At 53.3% G+C, this 18,294-nt stretch carries 14 protein-coding genes and 2 pseudogenes; 13 read left to right on the top strand and 3 right to left on the bottom strand.

Annotated features, from left to right (window positions below; translation table 11 throughout):
* Window positions 1-560 precede the first annotated feature (560 nt).
* Window positions 561-1,233 (top strand): annotated as a pseudogene (locus ACQZQY_RS00720) (IS5 family transposase); the annotation flags it as partial.
* 357 nt (window positions 1,234-1,590) lie between these two features.
* Here the strand turns inward: ACQZQY_RS00720 and ACQZQY_RS00715 are convergent.
* A complete protein-coding gene (locus tag ACQZQY_RS00715; protein ID WP_390976608.1) occupies window positions 1,591-1,860 on the bottom strand; it encodes a hypothetical protein in 270 nt (89 codons plus the stop codon).
* A gap of 427 nt (window positions 1,861-2,287) precedes the next feature.
* On the opposite strand from ACQZQY_RS00715, the gene evgA reads away from it, so the two are divergent.
* From evgA to ACQZQY_RS00660, 11 genes are all read left to right on the top strand, one after another.
* Window positions 2,288-2,920 carry an acid-sensing system DNA-binding response regulator EvgA gene (gene evgA, locus ACQZQY_RS00710; RefSeq protein WP_431295622.1) on the top strand — a complete coding sequence of 211 codons (633 nt, stop codon included), beginning with the start codon at window positions 2,288-2,290 and terminating at the stop codon, window positions 2,918-2,920.
* 25 nt (window positions 2,921-2,945) lie between these two features.
* The gene (locus ACQZQY_RS00705) at window positions 2,946-6,524 is read left to right on the top strand and encodes a response regulator (protein WP_431295621.1); all 3,579 of its coding nucleotides are present in this window, start codon (window positions 2,946-2,948) and stop codon (window positions 6,522-6,524) included.
* A 179-nt stretch (window positions 6,525-6,703) separates the two neighbouring features.
* A complete protein-coding gene (locus tag ACQZQY_RS00700) occupies window positions 6,704-7,216 on the top strand; it encodes a fimbrial protein (protein WP_431295620.1) in 513 nt (170 codons plus the stop codon).
* Between the two features lie 117 nt (window positions 7,217-7,333).
* Window positions 7,334-8,050, top strand: a complete 717-nt coding sequence (locus ACQZQY_RS00695) for a fimbrial biogenesis chaperone (protein ID WP_390976616.1) — start codon at window positions 7,334-7,336, stop codon at window positions 8,048-8,050.
* A complete protein-coding gene (locus tag ACQZQY_RS00690; protein ID WP_390976618.1) occupies window positions 8,034-8,576 on the top strand; it encodes a fimbrial protein in 543 nt (180 codons plus the stop codon). Before ACQZQY_RS00695 ends, ACQZQY_RS00690 begins: the two co-directional genes overlap by 17 nt.
* A gap of 21 nt (window positions 8,577-8,597) precedes the next feature.
* Window positions 8,598-9,164, top strand: a complete 567-nt coding sequence (locus ACQZQY_RS00685) for a fimbrial protein (RefSeq protein ID WP_217148712.1) — start codon at window positions 8,598-8,600, stop codon at window positions 9,162-9,164.
* Window positions 9,165-9,174: 10 nt separating this feature from the next.
* Window positions 9,175-9,921: a fimbrial biogenesis chaperone gene (locus ACQZQY_RS00680; RefSeq protein ID WP_390976620.1), complete on the top strand. Its 747-nt coding sequence runs from the start codon at window positions 9,175-9,177 to the stop codon at window positions 9,919-9,921.
* Window positions 9,918-10,673 carry a fimbrial biogenesis chaperone gene (locus ACQZQY_RS00675; RefSeq protein ID WP_390976621.1) on the top strand — a complete coding sequence of 252 codons (756 nt, stop codon included), beginning with the start codon at window positions 9,918-9,920 and terminating at the stop codon, window positions 10,671-10,673. The genes ACQZQY_RS00680 and ACQZQY_RS00675 overlap by 4 nt, the downstream gene beginning before the upstream one ends.
* Before the next feature lie 91 nt (window positions 10,674-10,764).
* Entirely contained in the window at window positions 10,765-13,323 is a 2,559-nt protein-coding gene (locus tag ACQZQY_RS00670) for a fimbria/pilus outer membrane usher protein (RefSeq protein WP_431295619.1), read from the top strand.
* Between the two features lie 55 nt (window positions 13,324-13,378).
* Complete coding sequence (locus ACQZQY_RS00665) at window positions 13,379-14,509, top strand: hypothetical protein (RefSeq protein ID WP_431295618.1); 1,131 nt, start codon at window positions 13,379-13,381, stop codon at window positions 14,507-14,509.
* Between the two features lie 56 nt (window positions 14,510-14,565).
* Window positions 14,566-15,681: a hypothetical protein gene (locus ACQZQY_RS00660; protein ID WP_431295617.1), complete on the top strand. Its 1,116-nt coding sequence runs from the start codon at window positions 14,566-14,568 to the stop codon at window positions 15,679-15,681.
* Between the two features lie 51 nt (window positions 15,682-15,732).
* Here ACQZQY_RS00660 and ACQZQY_RS00655 read toward each other — a convergent pair.
* Both ACQZQY_RS00655 and ACQZQY_RS00650 read right to left on the bottom strand, forming a co-directional pair.
* Window positions 15,733-16,936, bottom strand: a pseudogene (locus ACQZQY_RS00655) (IS3 family transposase).
* A 126-nt stretch (window positions 16,937-17,062) separates the two neighbouring features.
* A complete protein-coding gene (locus ACQZQY_RS00650) occupies window positions 17,063-17,830 on the bottom strand; it encodes an EAL domain-containing protein (protein WP_431295671.1) in 768 nt (255 codons plus the stop codon).
* Between ACQZQY_RS00650 and ACQZQY_RS00645 the strand changes: the two genes are divergently transcribed.
* Window positions 17,792-17,968 (top strand): hypothetical protein, encoded by a 177-nt coding sequence (locus tag ACQZQY_RS00645; protein ID WP_390976697.1) that lies wholly within the window; start codon window positions 17,792-17,794, stop codon window positions 17,966-17,968. The two genes, ACQZQY_RS00650 and ACQZQY_RS00645, sit on opposite strands and share 39 nt — an antisense overlap.
* Window positions 17,969-18,294: the final 326 nt, after the last annotated feature.

Here is an 18,294-nt window from a genome sequence, read left to right as displayed (position 1 = left end):
TATAAGGATCTTATTATTGGATCGAAGCATAGGATAACTTTAAAAACAGAGCGTTAAGTTTGTAGATAAAGATCCACGGAGTGATCACAACCGAGAACTCACTCAGTGATTAAACTGTGAACATTATTTTCACCAAATCAATCACCTTGAGGATTATTTATAGGTTTCAGCGACTTATCAAAGTCATTTTGTAAGAACACTATCCACAGCTCGATTGCTGATTTACTCACTGTAGTGGTTTTAACTTCCTCACCAGCGAAGTTAATTTGCCCTTCATAGTGGTTAATATGCTCATTATAGCGGTTGGTTTACTTCTCATAGTGGTTAGCAATGCCGATTAAACCCTTGTAGAACGTGGCTTACAGAGGAGCTGGGATCTCTTTTGATCTATTAGATGATCTATATAGGATCTTATTATTGGATCTAAGCTGTTTAAAAGTGGATAACTCAAAAATCAAACGCCCTTTAGAAGAATTGTTATTGGCATCGTCCCTCAATCGTTCTGACACGGTTATGAGCTTTGTTGAATAAATCGAACTTTTGGTCATAATCAGGATCAGATCATCACATTCCCGCTCCGTTGCCCGGATTATTCCTCCATCAGCAGGCAGGCTAAATCCGTCAGCATCCCATTCAAAAACCCGACACGCGGTGAAATTGCCCGTTTGATTATCGATCCAACCGGATTAAAGTCTTCGATGAGGGTGAGCGGAAGGTGAAAATACACGACCAGGAAATGCGCCGTGTCTACTGGAAACTGCACCTGACGGTAGACGCTGATACGCATGAGATTATCTGCGCTGACCTGTCCCTAAACAACGTGACTGATGCAAAGGCATTCGGGGGCTTGTCCGTCAGACGCACAGGAAAATCAGGGCTGCCTGTGCCGACAGTGCTTATGACACAAAACGGTGCCACAACGAGTTGCTGCGCAAAAAAATTAAGGCGCTTATCTCGCCGCGAACGCACGCCGGCTAATGCAGGTGGAGTATGCCGTCAGAAATCAGGCGGTGCCCGGCAACGGCTCACGAAAGCAATGCATACTGAAAATGGCACACGGCTTACAACCGACGTTTGGTGGCTAAAACGGCAATGTACCGTGTCAAACAGCTATTGGTGGGCATCTTACGTTGCGGGATTATGATGCGCAGGTTGGGGAGGTTATGGCCATGATCCGTGCCTTAAACAAAAATGACGTGTGCAGGGATGCCAGAAAGTGTGTGGATTGTCTGAGGAAGTCAGTGACGAAAGGCGCTTTTATCTAAATCCGAATTGTTCAACATAGCCCTATCAAAGCGATTAAGCAGGGGGGGCAGGATAATTTCTCGCTACAGGCCGAGTTTTCCACCGCCAGTTCGTTGCTGGATAACAACGACATTGGCCTGCAAAATGGCGCGAAAATGATGCTGTATTACGATCAGGATCAAGGGATTATCTTCAATCGTTACGATGATTTTGCCGCGCTGAACAATGTGAATGAGGTGACGACAAACTTCACCGCCAGACTGAGTGCTATTCCCGGCCGGGCGCTGACGCTCGGGCAGTTTAATGCGTCAGTGGTCGTCAAAATTACCGAAAGAAAGACGAAGGTTAAAGCTGACACTGATCAGCCTGCAAGGTGCGCCGGTATATTTGAATGGCTTTATCCAGCGCGGCTTTGCTGCTGTTCACGGCGATCAGAGCGTGTTGAATATCTTCCTGCGACACTGCCGACGCGCCGCCGGACTGGATCCGGCGGTTGTAATCATTCAATGCCTCCTGATAGGCCATCTGTGCTTTCAGAATACGGGCGTTGTTACGGTCATCTCTAGCGTAACGCGCTTTAACCATGCTGAACGTTTCGACCCGCTTCACCGTCATAACCGGCTCCTCCGGCTTATTCAAGGGGGCGGAAACCGGGAGGGGATTTCTGGCAATATAAATACGGTGGATTTCTGGCGGAGGGGGCGAATTAAAATAAAAACAGGGAACACACAGCAAGTTAAATATAAAAAATAAAGCCAGAAATATTAATTGTTTTTCGGTTCTCTTCATGAGAATAGTTAACCCCACGCATACCGACGCGTGTTGAGGTGATCCATCATTGAAATTGAAAAGTAAGAATAAACGTCACTGCCGCTGAAATACACCAGACGCATCGGAAACTTTTGCAAGAAATATCCTACACGTGAAGTCCGGACTGGAAATTAATTTTCAGATACTATTTTTCTTAATGTGCATAGAAATGGGCATTCGGAGTATGTAGACTGAAAATAGCCCCGTTGCTGAAAAAGAAGACTGCCAGAGCATGAGTAAAACCCATAAATTAAATGCGGTCATTGTTGACGATCATCCGCTAGCCCGTATGGCGATCAGAAACCTGCTGGAAAGCGAGGGGGTCACCGTGGTCGGTGAAGCCGGTGATGGCGCACAGGCGTTGCACCTAGTGGATCAGTTGTACCCGGATCTGGTGATCGTGGATGTAGATATCCCGGTGATGAGCGGCATCGAGGTGGTCGAGAAACTGCGCAAGCAGGCGTTCAGCCGCATTATTATTGTGGTATCTGCCAAAAACGATCTGTTTTACGGCAAACGCAGTGCCGATGCGGGGGCGAATGCCTTTATCAGTAAAAAAGAGGGAATGACCAATATTATCGCAGCTGTGAATGCCTCCCTGAATGGCTACAGCTATTTTCCTTTATCACTACATGCTTTTATGGGTAGCCTTTCCTCGGAGCAGGAGATGTTGCAGTTGCTGTCCAGTCAGGAAATCAAAGTGATGCGGTATATTCTTGCGGGCACCGATAATATGAAAATTGCCTCGGAGATGAATATCAGCAATAAAACGGTGAGCACCTACAAAAGCCGCTTAATGGAAAAACTGAACTGCAGGTCGTTAATGGATCTCTTCTCTTTTGCCCAACGCAATAAAATCGGGTAATGCCATGATCCGCCGGGTGATGGCCATGATGTTTCTTTTGCTGGCAGTCGTCTGCCCGCTGCGCGCGGCAACGCCTGAACCGGTAACTCTCACCCTTGCAAGCGATTATCAGGTCTTTACCCCTGCGCTGCCGTTAAGCCACCTTGATCTGCTGTGGCTGGCGGCCAAACGGACACTGACTGTCGGCGTGTATGGCACGGAAACCCCGCCGCTGAACATGAATACCTCCACCGGTCGCTACCGGGGGATGAACGCCGATTATTTGTTGCTGCTGGAAAATTCACTGCAAGTCCGCGTAGTGATCAAACACTATGCGGATCAGGGACAGGCCCTGACTGCCCTGCAGGGCGGCAACCTTGATCTGATCCTGACCTCCCCGTCGGGGGGAGAACCGCTGGCGGCACCGTTCGCCGCCTCGCTGCCGCTGGTCCGCGCTTTTCCGACGCTGGTGACCCGTCAGGCCGACGTGATGAAACCTTTGTCGGATGAGCATGACGCGGTGAAAGTGGCAATTAAACAAGGCTATCCTTCCGACGCCTTTATCAAAACGGTGTTTCCGCAGGCGCAGATCACCGCCTATGCGGATAACTATCTGGCGCTGGCGTCGGTTGCCAATAAAGAAAACGACTACTTTTTCGGTAACAATCTCACCTCCAGTTTTATTCTGGTGCGCGATTTTTATCAGGCGCTGGACATGGTGAAATTCTGGCGTGAACCTCAGACCGGCAACGCGTTTATTGTGCTCGCCAGCCAGCCGCAGTTACGAGGCATTCTCGATGCCTTCATCAGTTCCCTGAGCGAGCAGACACACAAACAGGTGGCGCAGTCCTGGGTGGATAACGGCAATATTTCCTTTTTAAATAAGGCGATGAAACTCACGCCGCAGGAAGAACGTTGGGTCTCCCGCCATCCGGTGCTGCATGTGCTGATTAACCCGTATTATGCCCCGTTCAGCATGATTGACGACAATCAGGAAATCCGCGGCCTCCTCGGCGATATTCTCAACCTGATCCAGTTGCAGACCGGTTTGTCCTTCGAACCGGTGATCGCCAATTCCAACAGCGACATGGTGAATATCATGCGTAAAGGCGGCTGGGATATTCTGCCCACGGCCACTCACAGTACCGAACGCGAAGAGCAGATGTTATTTACCCATCCGTTTATTGCCACGCCGTTTGTGCTGGTGACCCGCGCCACAAGCGGGCAGGAGGATAGTCTGTCGCCTGGGTCGAAAGTGGCAATACCGGCGTATCATCCGCTGAGTGAAAAGCTGAAGAAGAAATATCCAGGCGTGACCTGGGTGATTGCCGAAAATACCAGTACGGCGCTGAGCAAACTGATGCTCGGCGATGTGGACGCTGTGGTGTCTACCCAGCTCGCGTCGCGGTTTATCATCGATCACTATTATCCTGAGATGATGACCTATACCCGCATTCCGGATGAGCCGTCGGCACAAATTGCCTTTGCTATCCCGCGAGACGCGCTGGAATTACAAAGTATTCTGAACAAGGCGCTGGATGATATTCCGCCGAAAGAGATCCTCAATCTGGCCGGGAAATGGGTGAAAGCGCCGGATGTGAAAATCGGCACCTGGAATCTGTATAACCGGCCATTTTATCTGGTGGCAGGACTGGCCGCATTGCTGGTCATCAGCAGCCTGCTGTGGGGTGTCTACCTTCTGCGGGCGATCAGCCGAGGCAAGGCGTCGCAGGCGGCGCTGAGTTATCAGCTGATCCTGCGTCAGACCTTGTCCAACGCCATTCCGGTGCCGGTGTATGTCATCACGCCGGACGGTGAACTGGAAAGCCACAACAGCGCCTTTGGTGAATTCTTCACGCCGGAACGCCGCGAGGCCATGCGCTATTCGCTGTATGACCGCCGCAGCCCGCTGGCGGATGTGTTCCCCGATGTTCAGCAGGAAATCCAGAAAGGGCTGTCGCCGGATACGGTGATCACTCATCAGTTGGTGCTTAATAATGGCGAAGAAGATCGCCTGATCCTGCACTGGCTCACCTCATGCCGGATGCCGGATGAGTTGCCCGCCACCCTGATTTGCGGCTGGCAGGACATCACCGAATCCCGTCAACTGATGAAAGCGTTGCAGGTCGAGAAAGACAAAGCCATCGATGCCAGTCAGGCGAAAAGCCGTTTTCTCGCCAGCATGAGCCATGAAATCCGCACGCCGGTCAGCTCGATCATGGGATTCCTGGAACTGCTGACCACGCGTAAACAAAGCGCAGAAGAAGTCAAAGACACCATCGAACTGGCCTACAGCACCGCGCAGACGTTGATCGGCCTGATTGGAGACGTGCTGGACATGGAAAAAATCGAGTCGGGCAATTTTACCCTGACACCGGAATGGGTCGATCTGGACTCGCTGATCCACACCACGGTGGCGAATTTCGACGGGCTGGCGCGGCAGAAAAACCTCAGGCTGACGGTGGACTGCCGCCTCGAAGCGGGCAAAACCCTGTGGCTCGATCCGCAGGCCACCAAACAGGTGCTGGCGAATCTGCTTAGTAATGCCGTCAAGTTTACGCAGGAAGGTGGTGTCGAGGTGATGGCGCACACGCAGGCGCTGGGCGAGGAAAGGGTATGCTTGTCACTCAGCGTGCGGGATTCCGGACCTGGGATCAGCGCCGGTGAGCAGCAGCTACTGTTCAAACCTTTTAGTCAGACGCAGGTCGGCAAGCGCAATATCGGCTCCGGGCTGGGACTGGTGATTTGCCGTGAAATGGTGGAACGCATGGCCGGGCAGATGAGCATCGCCAGTCAGCCGGACATGGGCACCACCATGATGGTCACGCTGATGACGCAATCCTCTGACCATGCGCCCGCCGTGCCGCTGATCGCCGAGCAGCAGGCGACCCTGCCAGTCACATTGCGCATCCTGATTGCCGAAGATAATCCGACCAACCGGCTGTTGCTGCGCCGTCAGCTGGACATGCTCGGCTACCATGTGGATGAGGCCGAAGACGGCCTTCAGGCACTCGGTCTCATCCAGAATCAAGAGTATGACCTGCTGATCACCGATCTGAATATGCCCCATATGGACGGCATCACGCTGACGCGGCGGGTGCGGGAACGCGATCAGCAGATGGTGATCTGGGGGCTGACTGCCAACGCGCAGACCGACGAAAAAGAACGCTGTCTGGCGGCGGGCATGAATATGTGCCTGTTTAAACCCATCGACCTGCAACAACTGAAAGCCGCCCTCAGCGGCGTGAACCTGCCCGCCGCGAGTCTGGCGCTGGAAGAGTTTGTCGATATGCCGACGCTGGAAGCGCACAGTCTCGGCGACAAAAAACTGATGATGCAGATGCTGGAACAGTCGCGGACGGAGAATGAAAAGGATCTAACTGCCGCATCACAGGCGCTGGCGCAGCATGAATGGGGCGTCCTGCAACATCACCTGCACCGCATTAACGGCACTTTGCAACTGCTGAGTGCGACGGCATTGCATGAACTTACCGAAAAATTAGAAGACGCTCTGGCCGCCGGAGAAACCGGGCCGGTGATTAAAGAAAATCTTAATGTGTTGGAACAACAAATACGGATGTTCAACAGCGCCATTGAAATGTATACTAAAACTTCCCGCCATTAATAAACTCTGCCATTGTAATATATTTTTTATCCTACACATGTAGTCTGCGCCCTTCGTGAAAATAAAGCCTCTCTGATATTTTATCTTTTCTCCCCTGAGTATTATCTCCTCCTCAGCCACGGCAGGCTGAAATAACTTTTCTCTTGTTGTAATACTTATATTGAATAAAGGATTTAGTAATGAAAAAAATTATCGCCCTTGCGCCTGTTGCTTTGATGATGGCTCTGGCAGGTCAGGTTCAGGCTGCAACTCAGGCTGACGTCCAGCTGCAGGGCAATATTGTCGACACCACGTGTGAAGTGACGGCAAATAACGGCGCTTCCACCTTGAATGTCGGTTCTTTCTCTAAAATCGCTTTCGACGCAGCGAAAAAACAGATTGGTGAAGAACCACTGCTGGTGTCCCTGAAAAACTGTAGCAAAGACGAAGCGGGTGCTTTACAGGTCAGCGGTATCGTTGCGACCGGTAACGAAACTGTGTTCGTGAGCGACGTTGCTCAGTCCGCAGGTTTCATGATGACCCGTGAAGACGGCACCACTCAAGTGACCAACAACACCAGCATCCCGGTTGTTGCTGATACGACTGGCGCACTGACTTATACCTTCAACACCGGTATGGCCGTTCTGGATAAAGCTAACGTTCTGCCGGGTGCTTACCACGCGCCGATCAAAATCTCTTACGTGAGCAACTAAGCGTAAAGAACCTGAAGTACGGGACCCGTCGTAAGGCGCGAGCAGTACGGCAATAAGCGTCCGGAAAAGAGAGGTTCTATGAAACCTCTCTTTTTCAATTAACTGGCAGAGAACATTATGAAGTTTATTCACAAGTTAGGCGTTATTTTAAGCCTGGGGATATTATTGACCCCGCCAGCAATCGCAAGTATTGCGGTGGGTTCCTCCCGCATTATTTTTACGGCATCTGACAGCAGTCAGAGTATTGACATTAATAACCGATCTCATAATCAACCTTATCTTATTAATGTCGGTATTTCAGAAAGTCTCTCAGCGAAATCATCGAACAGCGTGTTCATGCCAACCCCGGCGTTATTTCGCATCGAGCCTGATTCCGCTAATAAAATCCGGATCCTGAAAAAATCCAATTCTCTGCCGGGTGACCGGGAGTCGGTCTTTTATTTAAATATTCTGGCGATCCCGACCGGTAAAACAGGTCAGGAAAATAATGATAATAAAGTCGGTGGAACCTTACAGGTGGCGACCGGTAATACCCTGAAGCTGTTCCATCGTCCGGATAACCTGCCGATGACGCAAAAAGAAGCGATGGGCAAATTGCAGTTTTCCAGAGCAGGCCAGAGCGTGAAGGTGTCCAATCCGACGCCGTATTTTATCTCGCTAAACAAACTGACGATTAACGGCAAAAAGATCCCGCTCGATGTTATTAAAGGCACCAGCATGATTGCGCCTTTCGCATCAAATAATTATCCGGTGACAGCCGGGCAGGGCAAAGCCGAGTGGGCAGCGATTAACGATTTTGGCGGTGTGGAGACGTTCCGTGGCACGGTTAATTAAACAGGTTTCATCGGCACTTTTGCTGATTTTATCCGGCGTTTCTGCCGGTCAGGTACTGGCTGCCACCACTGACATTAAAGCCACGGTAATGGATGGCAATTGTCAGGTGGCGATCGACACGCCGACGCTCAAATTCGACACAAAAGATGTTACGCAATTTGCGACCGGTACCGCCGCCATTCTGCCACTGGCGGTCAGTGTGAACTGCGAAGGAATGCAGGGCAAAACGCCGTCGCTGACTGTGTCCGGGGAATCCGCTCAGCTCAGCGACACGCAGCTGTTTCGCTCGGCCAGTTCCACGGCGAAGTACGTCGGTTTTATGCTGAAAAAAGGCACGCTGAATAACCTCAGTGATTTTTATAACGCGGCCGGTACGGTTGCGCCCGGTGATTCGGTGGCGATCACTCAGGATGACGGCACATCTGTGCAACCTTTCTCGGTGGGACTGGTGCGTAGCGCCGGTGATCCGCTGCTGACGGCGGGTGCGGTCAGCGCAAAAATCACCTTCGCCTTTATTTTCCCTTAACGCTTTCAACAGACAGACACCATGAAAAATCACATTTCTTTATCAGGACACCACGTTGCCCTGAGGGCTTCGCTTTGCCTGTGCCTGCTGGCGATGGCGGGTCACGCGGTGGCGGCAACAGAGGTGCAGTTTACGGCCACATTCCAGGCGCCGACCTGCCAGGTTTCCGCGCCGCCGGTGCTGGATTTCGGCGCGGTGCAGTCTTCCGGTATCCGCAGCGGCGACAGCCTGGCCAATCCGTTACCGCTGACGGTGACCCTGTCGCAGTGCGCCGGTTTTGTCGGTGCGGTGCAAAAACCTGTGGTGAAAGTGTCGGGAACCGGCAACACAAGTTCCGGCGATTTTCTGTTCCTGCAACCGGCGTCCTCACAGGTGGTGAATTACGGCGTACGCATCGTGAACGCGACGGGTGATGTGGTGAACAACACCACGTTGCTGCCGGTGCCGCTGAACGCCACCAATTTTGATGGCGGCAACGTCAGCATTCCGCTGAAAGCGGCGCTGTCCTGTGGCACCAAATGCAGCGATGCCGCCACCAAAGGCGGCACGCTGAACGCCAGCGTCACCTTTGATTTCGCCTATCAGTAAGGGGTTTTCTGTGCAGTTTATTTCTCTTTTAGTACGCCGTGCCGCACTCATTTTAATGGGCATTGTGACGCTGATTCAGGGCGCTTTTGCCGCTGATGGGGGGATCAGCCTCAGCCGTACGCGGGTGATTTTTCAGTCAACCGACAGCGCCCAGACGCTGACCGTGCAAAACCACGGTTCCCGGCCTTATCTGGTGCAGTCGGCGGTCGTCGGGTCACCGCAAGGCCGTGAAGTTGCGCCTTTTCTGACCACGCCGCCGCTGTTCCGGCTGGAAGAAAATAGCAAAAACACCCTGCGCATTTTGCGTAAGGACGATGCGGCGCTGCCTGCTGACCGTGAGTCGGTGTTTTATTTCACCGCGATCGCCGTACCGGCGATGACGGAACCGAAAGAAGCGGAAGACGCCTCGCTGGCGGCGCGGATTTCGGTTGGTATTCAGAACACCATCAAGCTGTTTTACCGCCCTGCAGGGCTGCCGATGACGGCGGAGGAAGCGCAGGGGCGTCTGACGTTTCATCTTCAGGACGGCAGCATCGAGGTAAAAAATCCGACGCCTTACTTCCTGACGTTTTCACGTCTGGCGTTTGATGGCCACGACGTGGCGGTGCGAGACGTTGTGCCGATGATCCCTCCATTCTCGCAGGCCAGTTATCCGGTGAGTGGTCAGGTTAAGCAGGCGCAGTGGACGGTGATTAATGATTACGGCGGCAACAGCCCGCTATTTTCAGCCGCTGTGCGGAACGGAGGGAAATCATGACGTTTTCGCTGAAAGTGCCGCTGCTGATTGCCGCGCTGGCACTGGCATTGCCGTGTGTTGCCGCGCCGGAACAGCCTTCCGGCCTGTCGATCAATCAGTTCCGCCTTGTGTATCCGGCATCGGAAACCAAAGGCATCACCTGGTCAATGACCAATAACACCCACCGTGCGTATCTGATGCAGTCATGGGTGCGGCCGCTGGATTTGGCCACCGGTTTACCGGCGACAGAACAAAACGATAAAGCGCCCGCCACGGCCATTCCGCTGCTGGTGACGCCGCCGTTAAAACGTGTTGATCCGGGTGAACAGCTCCAGCTGCGTATCCGTCTTACCGACATGACGCTGCCGCAGGACAGGGAATCAGTGTTTTACCTGTCGGTAAAAGGTATCCCGTCGGTGCCGGATAAAGACAACCAGACCGGCGGCCAGCTGGTGGTCGCGGTGGTCAACAACATGAAGTTGTTCTACCGACCGGAAGGTTTACCGCCAGGCGGCGTCACTAAGGCGTCTGAGCAGCTGCGTTTCAGCCTGCAAGGGGATGCGCTGGTGGTGGATAACCCGACGCCGTTTTACCTCAACTTCAGCCAGCTGAAAGTGGGCGGAAAAACCTTACCGGCAGCCGATCTGCGCACGCTGGTACCGCCGAAAGGGCAGCAGCGCTATCCCGTTCCTGAAGGGGCGCGGGGCGAGGTGGAATGGCAGGTGATCGGCGAAGACAGCCGGGTGACGCCCGCCCAGCGTAAGACATTGTAAGACCGGGGAAATCCGGAATCGCTAATCATATATTACAGAGCAGGGAACGACCTTGAGTAAGAAATTGACATCCTGTTTAAGGATTAACGGAATGGCAGCCAGCACCCGCGCCTTCCCGCGCAAAACGCTTGCGCTGTTTGTATTAATGAGCTGCCAGAACGCGTGGTCAGCAGATTACTTCGATCCTGAATTGCTGTCGCTGGGAAGCGGCGCATCGGATGTCGATCTCTCCGCTTTTTCCCTGGCGGGCGGCGTGGCGGAAGGGAAGTATCCGGTCACTATCTTCGTCAACCAGCGTGAAGCGGTCTCCCGCGAACTGGTGTTCGGCAAAAACGCCCACGGCAATATTGCGCCTGAACTGACGCCGGAATTGCTCGGCGCGCTGGGTGTGAATGTGGATCAGTTGCCTGCATTTAAAGGCTTAGCGAAAGACAAACCGGTGGATGATCTGACGGTGCTTATCCCGCAATCCGCGGTGAAATTCGATTTATCCCGCCTGCGGCTGGACGTCAGTATCCCGCAGGTGGCGATGCAGCCGGGCAGTGACAGCCAGACGGATCCGTCACAGTGGGACGACGGCATTCCGGCGATGTTGTTTAACTACAACGTCAGTGCCGGTCGCAATGAGCAGACGCTCAACAGCGATACCCGCGTGAATAACAACTTGTTTGCCAACGTGCAGACCGGCGCAAACGCCGGTGCCTGGCGGCTGCGCAGTACGCTGACGCACAGCCACACTGATACCAGTGGTAGCAGCAGTAATAACGACAGCACGCATTTTTCCAATACCTATCTGTCGCGCGATATCCGTGACTGGCGTTCTCGCGTGACCATGGGCGAATCCAATACTGGCAGTGACGTGCTGGACGGCGTGCCGTTCCGCGGCGTGCAGCTGAATTCGTCCGAACAGATGATGCCTTCGCGTCTGCGCGGTTTTGCGCCGCTGATCACCGGCGTAGCCAGCAGTAACGCCCGCGTGACCGTGCGTCAGAACGGCTACGTGGTATATGAAACCTACGTCGCACCGGGCCCGTTTGAAATTAAGGATCTGTATCAGGCGGGGTCCTCCGGTGACCTGGACGTGGCAGTGACCGAAGCCGATGGCAGCGTGCACAGCTTCGTGGTGCCGTATTCCTCCCTGCCGGTGATGCTGCGACCGGGCGCCATGAAATATGAAGTGACCGCCGGACGTTATGACGGCGGTACGACGCAGGGCTCACGCGAATCAGAATTCGTGCTGGCGACGCTGATTTATGGCTTACCAAAAAACCTGACGCTGTACGGCGGTCTGCTGGGCTCCCAAAACTACAGTGCGCTGAGCATGGGTTCAGGTATTTCGCTGGGCGATCTTGGCGCAATGTCTGTGGACGGCACTTTCTCCAGCACGAAGCTGGAAGAAAAAGATCGTCAGGCGGGGGGGTCATGGCGGGTGCGTTACTCCAAAAGTATGTTGACCACCGGCACTTCTTTTGACCTGACGGCGCTGCGTTATTCCACCCGAAATTATTACAGTTTCGCGGAATACAACAGCATGGGTTATGCGCAGAAGGATGATGTGTCGCCGTGGACGATGAGCCGTCGGCGCAGCAGTTTCCAGACGCAGGTAACACAGCAACTTGGGGATTATGGCTCGGTGAGTTTGCGCGCCAACCGTGATGATTACTGGGGGTCGACCAAAACGCTGACCAGCCTGTCATCCGGTTACAACGGCAGTTATCACGGCGTCAGCTACGGCGTGTATTACACCGTGGATCGCATGAAAGGCAACGGCGACTGGCCGGAGAACCGTCAGGTTTCCTTCAACCTGAGCGTGCCGTTCAGCATCTTCAGCTATTCGTCTGCGCTGCAAAACACCTACGCCACCAGCCAGATATCTCATGACAACCACGGACGCACGCAGAATCAGGCGGGGATTTCCGGCAGCAACCCGAACGGCGCGCTGTCGTACAGCGTGATGCAGGGCTGGGGCAATCAGGATCAGGCCAGTAACAGCAACCTGAATCTGGGATATCAGGGTAGCAAAGGCAACGTTTCTGCGGGTTACGGTTACTCAAACGACATGCGCTCGATGAACGTCAACATGAGCGGCGGCGCGGTGGCCCATGCGCAAGGTGTGACGCTGTCACGTCCCCTGGGCAGTTCGGTGGCGCTGGTCAGCGCGCCGGGTGCGGAAGGCGTCAGCCTGTCTAATGGCGGTGGCAAAACCGATTCGCGCGGGTTCGCCGTGGTGCCGTATCTGTCGGATTACAGCCGCAACAACGTCGGTCTCGATCCGAGCACGTTACCGGACAACGTCGATTTGCCGCAAAACCAGAAAGTGGTGTACCCGACCAACGGCGCGGTGGTGAAAACTGACTTTGCCACGCGTATCGGTTATCAGGTGCTGATGTCCCTGACGCGGGCTGGCGGAGCAGGCGTGGTGCCGTTTGGTGCCACCGTATCACTGCTGGAAAACGCAGGTCGTGAGGAAATCACCGGCATCGTCGGCGATAACGGCCAGGTGTATCTGACCGGCCTGCCGGAAAAAGGCCAGCTGGCGGTGTCGTGGGGCAAAGGCAGCGATAAACAGTGCCGCGTCAGTTATGACCTGAAGGGGCTGAAACCGACGGCACAAATGCCGGTTATTCAGCTGAACGGCGAATGCCGCTGATAAAAGGCCGCGCACAGTTGCGCGGCCTTAATGCACACCAATTTAAGGAGCAGTCATGACTGCAAGGATGTTATTGGGGTCTGTGGCTCTGATGTGGGGAATAAACTGCGCTGCACTCGAGCTGAAATCGGGTTATCAGGTGGTCAGTGACGTGGTCAACACCCGGCTGACGTGGACCGAGGGCGATACCATTCCGGGCAATAAACCCGGCTGGTATTACTCACAAAACGTGGTGCCTTTTATGGCATCAGGTGTCGCGGGCACCGTGGTGGTTTCCCCCGTGCCGGTGCCCAGCGCGGGATGTGCGTCGATGTATCCGATGAAATCCTATGACGGTTATCGCGGTTATGAGATTTCCCCCGGCATTCTGGTGATCCCGTTCGGTTCCATATCCGGCCAGATTGTCATCAATTCCGGGACGATGAACCCGGTCGCCACCGGTGGCACGTTTATCCCTAACGGCGCGCCGGATCTGAACACCGTGTCTTCCGCGTCATGGGACAAATCCGGCAATGGCAGCGGCGACATCAGTGTGCGCTCCGACTGTCTGGGGGTGAAGACCACCTTTAACCAGTCGTTCGGCGCGGTGGAAATGAACAGCGGCGGCGGTTCGCAGTCGGCAATGGGTTACGGCGTCTATGTGCAGCCGGGAGCCGCCAAAATGGCGGTGAAAACTGTCTATGCGCAGGCCGGGCGTGGCTACAGCTGGAACGTCATGCCGGCGACCTTTGACCGGCGTATCCTGTCGCTGGCGTGGAGCGGCATGGACTGTACGGTGAATTCAACGCCTGCGATTGCTTTCGGTGATGTCACGCCGGATGACCGTAAGGTCGCGGTGAACTCCTCGGTGGATGTGACGTGCAGTAATCCTTCCGGCACCGCGCTGCCGGTGTCCTATTCGGTAACACCGAAAACACAGGCCGGTGACCATTTCAGCATTCCGATGAAGTCGGCCAGCGGCACCGTTGATGGCGATGTGCGCGGTTTTCTAGGCGCATCCGCGACCACAGAAGCCGGTTGTGCAGACCGCACTTCCTCATTGCCGATGGACGGCACCAAAGTCAGCCTGCACACGGTCACTACCAGCACGAACTGGTCTGATCCACTGGTCTGGGTGTTATGCCCACGGACGACCGCAGAACCCGGTCCGGCCGCGGCGGCGGTGACTCTTGACATGAGCTGGTAATCAACCTCATCGGGCCAGATTTTAGTCTCTACAAAATTATAGATATAGGAAATAAGATGTCTGTTTTTATACGTTTTTTGGCGAAAGCCTTCCGCCGACGCGGGATCCAATGCATGGCCGCTATTGCACTGTTATCTTGTCAGGCGGCATTCGCGGTGAATCTCCCGCAGGGTTATACTCGTCTCGGTACCTGGACGCCGACCATCAACGGTACGGCTCATGGACCTTACGCTAGCTCCACCGCTCTGACATACGGATGGGGCTGGAAACTATCGGCCTGGCAAACCACGCCAAATGACAGTAATGGTGCAACCTGCTCAATAGCGGGCCTGCCCTACACCACGGTAGACGGTTGGTCGGGATACGAGATCCAAAAGGGCGTATTAATTGTCCTGACCGGCAGTCTGAACGCGACGACCATTACGGCGACGCCGACCGGCAACGCCAACGTGGTCACCGACACCTATTCCGCCACCTGGGACAGTAAAGGGGCCATCATCACTGACTGGCAGACGCCCGGCACCGCGTCGCATTGTGCGGCGATAAAGCGTCCGATCAGCGGCAACTTCTACATTCTTGACGGGTCTAGCACTTCGATGAATGTTTCGTACGGGGTGTATGTTTCACCAAGCGCCGCGGCAGGTCCGTTGCCCACAACCTATCTGCAACTGCATAAAACCAGTGGAAATAACAGACAGTCTCTGCTGAGCTTCAGTGATCTGGTCGTGGCCAGCACGCAATGTTCGATGAACACAGCGGCGGTCGTGCCATTCGGTGACGTGACGCCGGGTCAGGGAACGGACGGCAAGGGGATTGCGGTGCAGTCTTCGCTGAATGTGAACTGTACTAACGACGCCGGTACAAGCGCGGATGTCACCTATTCCGTGACCCCGAAAACCCAGGCAGGCGACGATTATTCGCTGCCGATGATCTCGACCGCAGGCGGCAGCGTTGCGGGTGATATCCGTGGCTTTATTGGCTCAAATGCCACCGCAGATGCCGGATGCACAACCAAAGGCTCGTCCATGCGTATGGATAGCAGCAAAGCGGCGCTGCGCACGGTGTCTTCCACACAGTCGTGGTCTGACAATCTGGTGTGGGTGTTGTGTCCGCGCCCGACGGCAGAACCAGGCCCGGCGACGGCGACGGCGACCATGGATATCAACTGGTAACACATCTTCATTACGGTGACTAGTCCTGATATAGGTTGGCACTTTTCAGCTTCAAAACGCCTGATGAACTTCATCGGGCGTTTTGTATTTTAACGACAAGTGCTGTCGCTCTCCGTTGTATATCTCTATCGATTCTTTCACCATCTTTCTTGCCTGTTCCAGGTCTGTCGGCCGAGACAGCAGGAACTCTGTCTTCAGTATACCGTTCACTCTTTCTGCCAGCGCATTCTGATAACATTCATAACCGTCTGTCATCGAACACGTTAAGCCGTTTTTCTCATGTACTGACTGATAAGCCGCTGAACAGTATTGGATTCCCCTGTCGGAGTGATGTATCAGAGGCTCGCTCGTTTTTCGCTGTTTTAAAGCCCTTTTCAGCGCCTCTGCAACATTTATTTGTACATAATGCCCCATGTCCTCCTTGAACAGGCATCGGTGATCAGACTCAGGTAGACCATCCCACTTCGGGTCGGCAAATAAGTAATATCTGCCACCCACACCTGGTCCGGATGGCACACCACCAACTGTCCCGGCCCGGATTTCAGTAGATTCGGATGTCACCGAAAACGGTGATGACTGTCAGTTGTTTTATGATAAGTCCGTCTAACGGGAACCTGTAATCTGCGTTCTTTGAGCAGAGAAAAGAGTTTGTCACGTCCGATATATAACTCATCATCTGATTGTTCCTTAAGAAGATAGTGCAGCTTACGGGTTCCGATAAGGGGCTGTCGCATCCGGACCGTTTTAATAAAATTGATGATCTTTACATCCTGTTTCTGCCGTTCATTCAGCCGGGTAATATATGGGTACCATGCCTGGTGACTGTGGCACAGAAACTGGCAGACGCGGGTGAGCGTTATTTTTTGGGTTTATTTTTGTGTGAGGTCTTGCCTGGCCGCTTTTTTATTACGCTGAACCCAAAGTCATTTTTCAGGACATTAACGACGGCGTCCAGGAACTCAGCTTTCTGTGTGACCCGCTCAAGCTGCTCTTCAAGTTCTTTGATTCTTTGTTCAGGCGTTAAAGGTGCAGAGGGTTGATCCATGGGTAAATTCCGGCTGGAGAGCTGAAGAAGACCTGGAGCCCAATTGAGTCGGCCATGCTTACGCAACCAGGTCAGGACGATAGAGCGACCCTGAATACCATAGCGCAGTTGAGCCTGTTTGTAGGTCAGTTCGCCTTTTTCAACCTGCTCAACAACAGCAATTTTAAAAGACAAAGGATAGTCACGTTGCGTGCGTTTAAACTCAGCCATTATCACGTTCTCCGGATTTAAGTCGGAAGCGTGTCAACGCTAATTAGGACGGGTCACGGATAACAAAAAAGGCGGAGGCATCAGAGCAGCCCGCCTTTTTTTGTGGCGTGAGATGAAAAGATCGTTTCAGCGCAGGGGAAGCGGTTCCATCAACTGATGAAAGAACACTGACGCCTCCACGGGGCGGGAGAAGAAATAGCCCTGAAAATGACTGACGCCCATCGCCGCCAGCACTTCCCGTTGAGATCCGGTTTCCACCCCTTCGGCGATGGTCAGACAATGCAGTTCGCTGGCGATAGCGACAATGTTGCGCACAATGGCGGCTTTACTGCGGTCGGTTTCAATCCCGCAGGTGAACAGTTTGTCGATCTTGATATAACGTGGTTGAAACAGCATCAGGTAATGATAATTCGAATTTCCCGTGCCGAAATCATCCAAAGAAAGGTGGACGCCCAGACCTTCCAGCCTTTCGCACAACTCCTTCAACAGACCGGAACCGGTCACGGCTTGCCTTTCGGTGATTTCCAGACCAATGCGTAAATCGGGCAACCCGGTTTGCTGCATAAAGCATTGGCAGGCGAGAAGAATGTCGTGATTATCAAAATCCTTCGCGGCAACGTTAAAGAATAACGTGGTGTCAGGGCGGTAAATAAACCCCGTTGATGTGATGGTGTTGGCCACCGACTGAATGCCATAGGCCGTAATACGGGAAATGAGACCGCTTTGCTCCGCCAGCGGAATAAAACACTCCGGGGAGATATTTCCCAGCACAGGGTGTTTCCATCGCATCAGCACTTCGCCCGCCACGGTATTTCCTGTGCGGGAATCTACAATCGGCTGAATAAACGGAATCAGATGATTTTTATTGATTGCCCGGCGAAGAATAAAAAGCAATGCGTGGCGTTGTCGCAGATATTTGCAAAACAGGCCAGACCGCAGCGCGGCAGAAAATATCTGTTTAAAAAAATACATAACGCACCGAAAAGTGAAAGTAAGACCAGTGGTTTTAAAGCATCCTGCCTAAATATATAATGAACAACTTTCCGTAAGCCGGATATTTCAGAAAGGGGCTACAAGCGTAGTCTGTGGCGCACATAAAAATAATCCTAGGCTGATGTTGGTTACTTGTTAACAGTGTAAAATTCACCCTAATATGAAACAATAGATCGACGGCTACAATCGGGTATTTTCCCTAATAAATTTTAATTTTACTCAAGTTATGACTATCAAATCATCGCAAATCATTAAGAAGAGCCTATTTGTCACGGCGTTTCTAAGTATTGAACTTATTGCGCATCATGGTTGTTTGCGTGGTTATAAGGCTTTTTTGCGGTATTTTTTATTGTTTGTGGCAAGAA

It is taken from the genome of Rahnella sp. PAMC25559 (genome assembly GCF_050632365.1).
Classification (GTDB): domain Bacteria; phylum Pseudomonadota; class Gammaproteobacteria; order Enterobacterales; family Enterobacteriaceae; genus Rahnella; species Rahnella rivi.
This window is presented reverse-complemented; position numbering and strand designations above follow the sequence as displayed.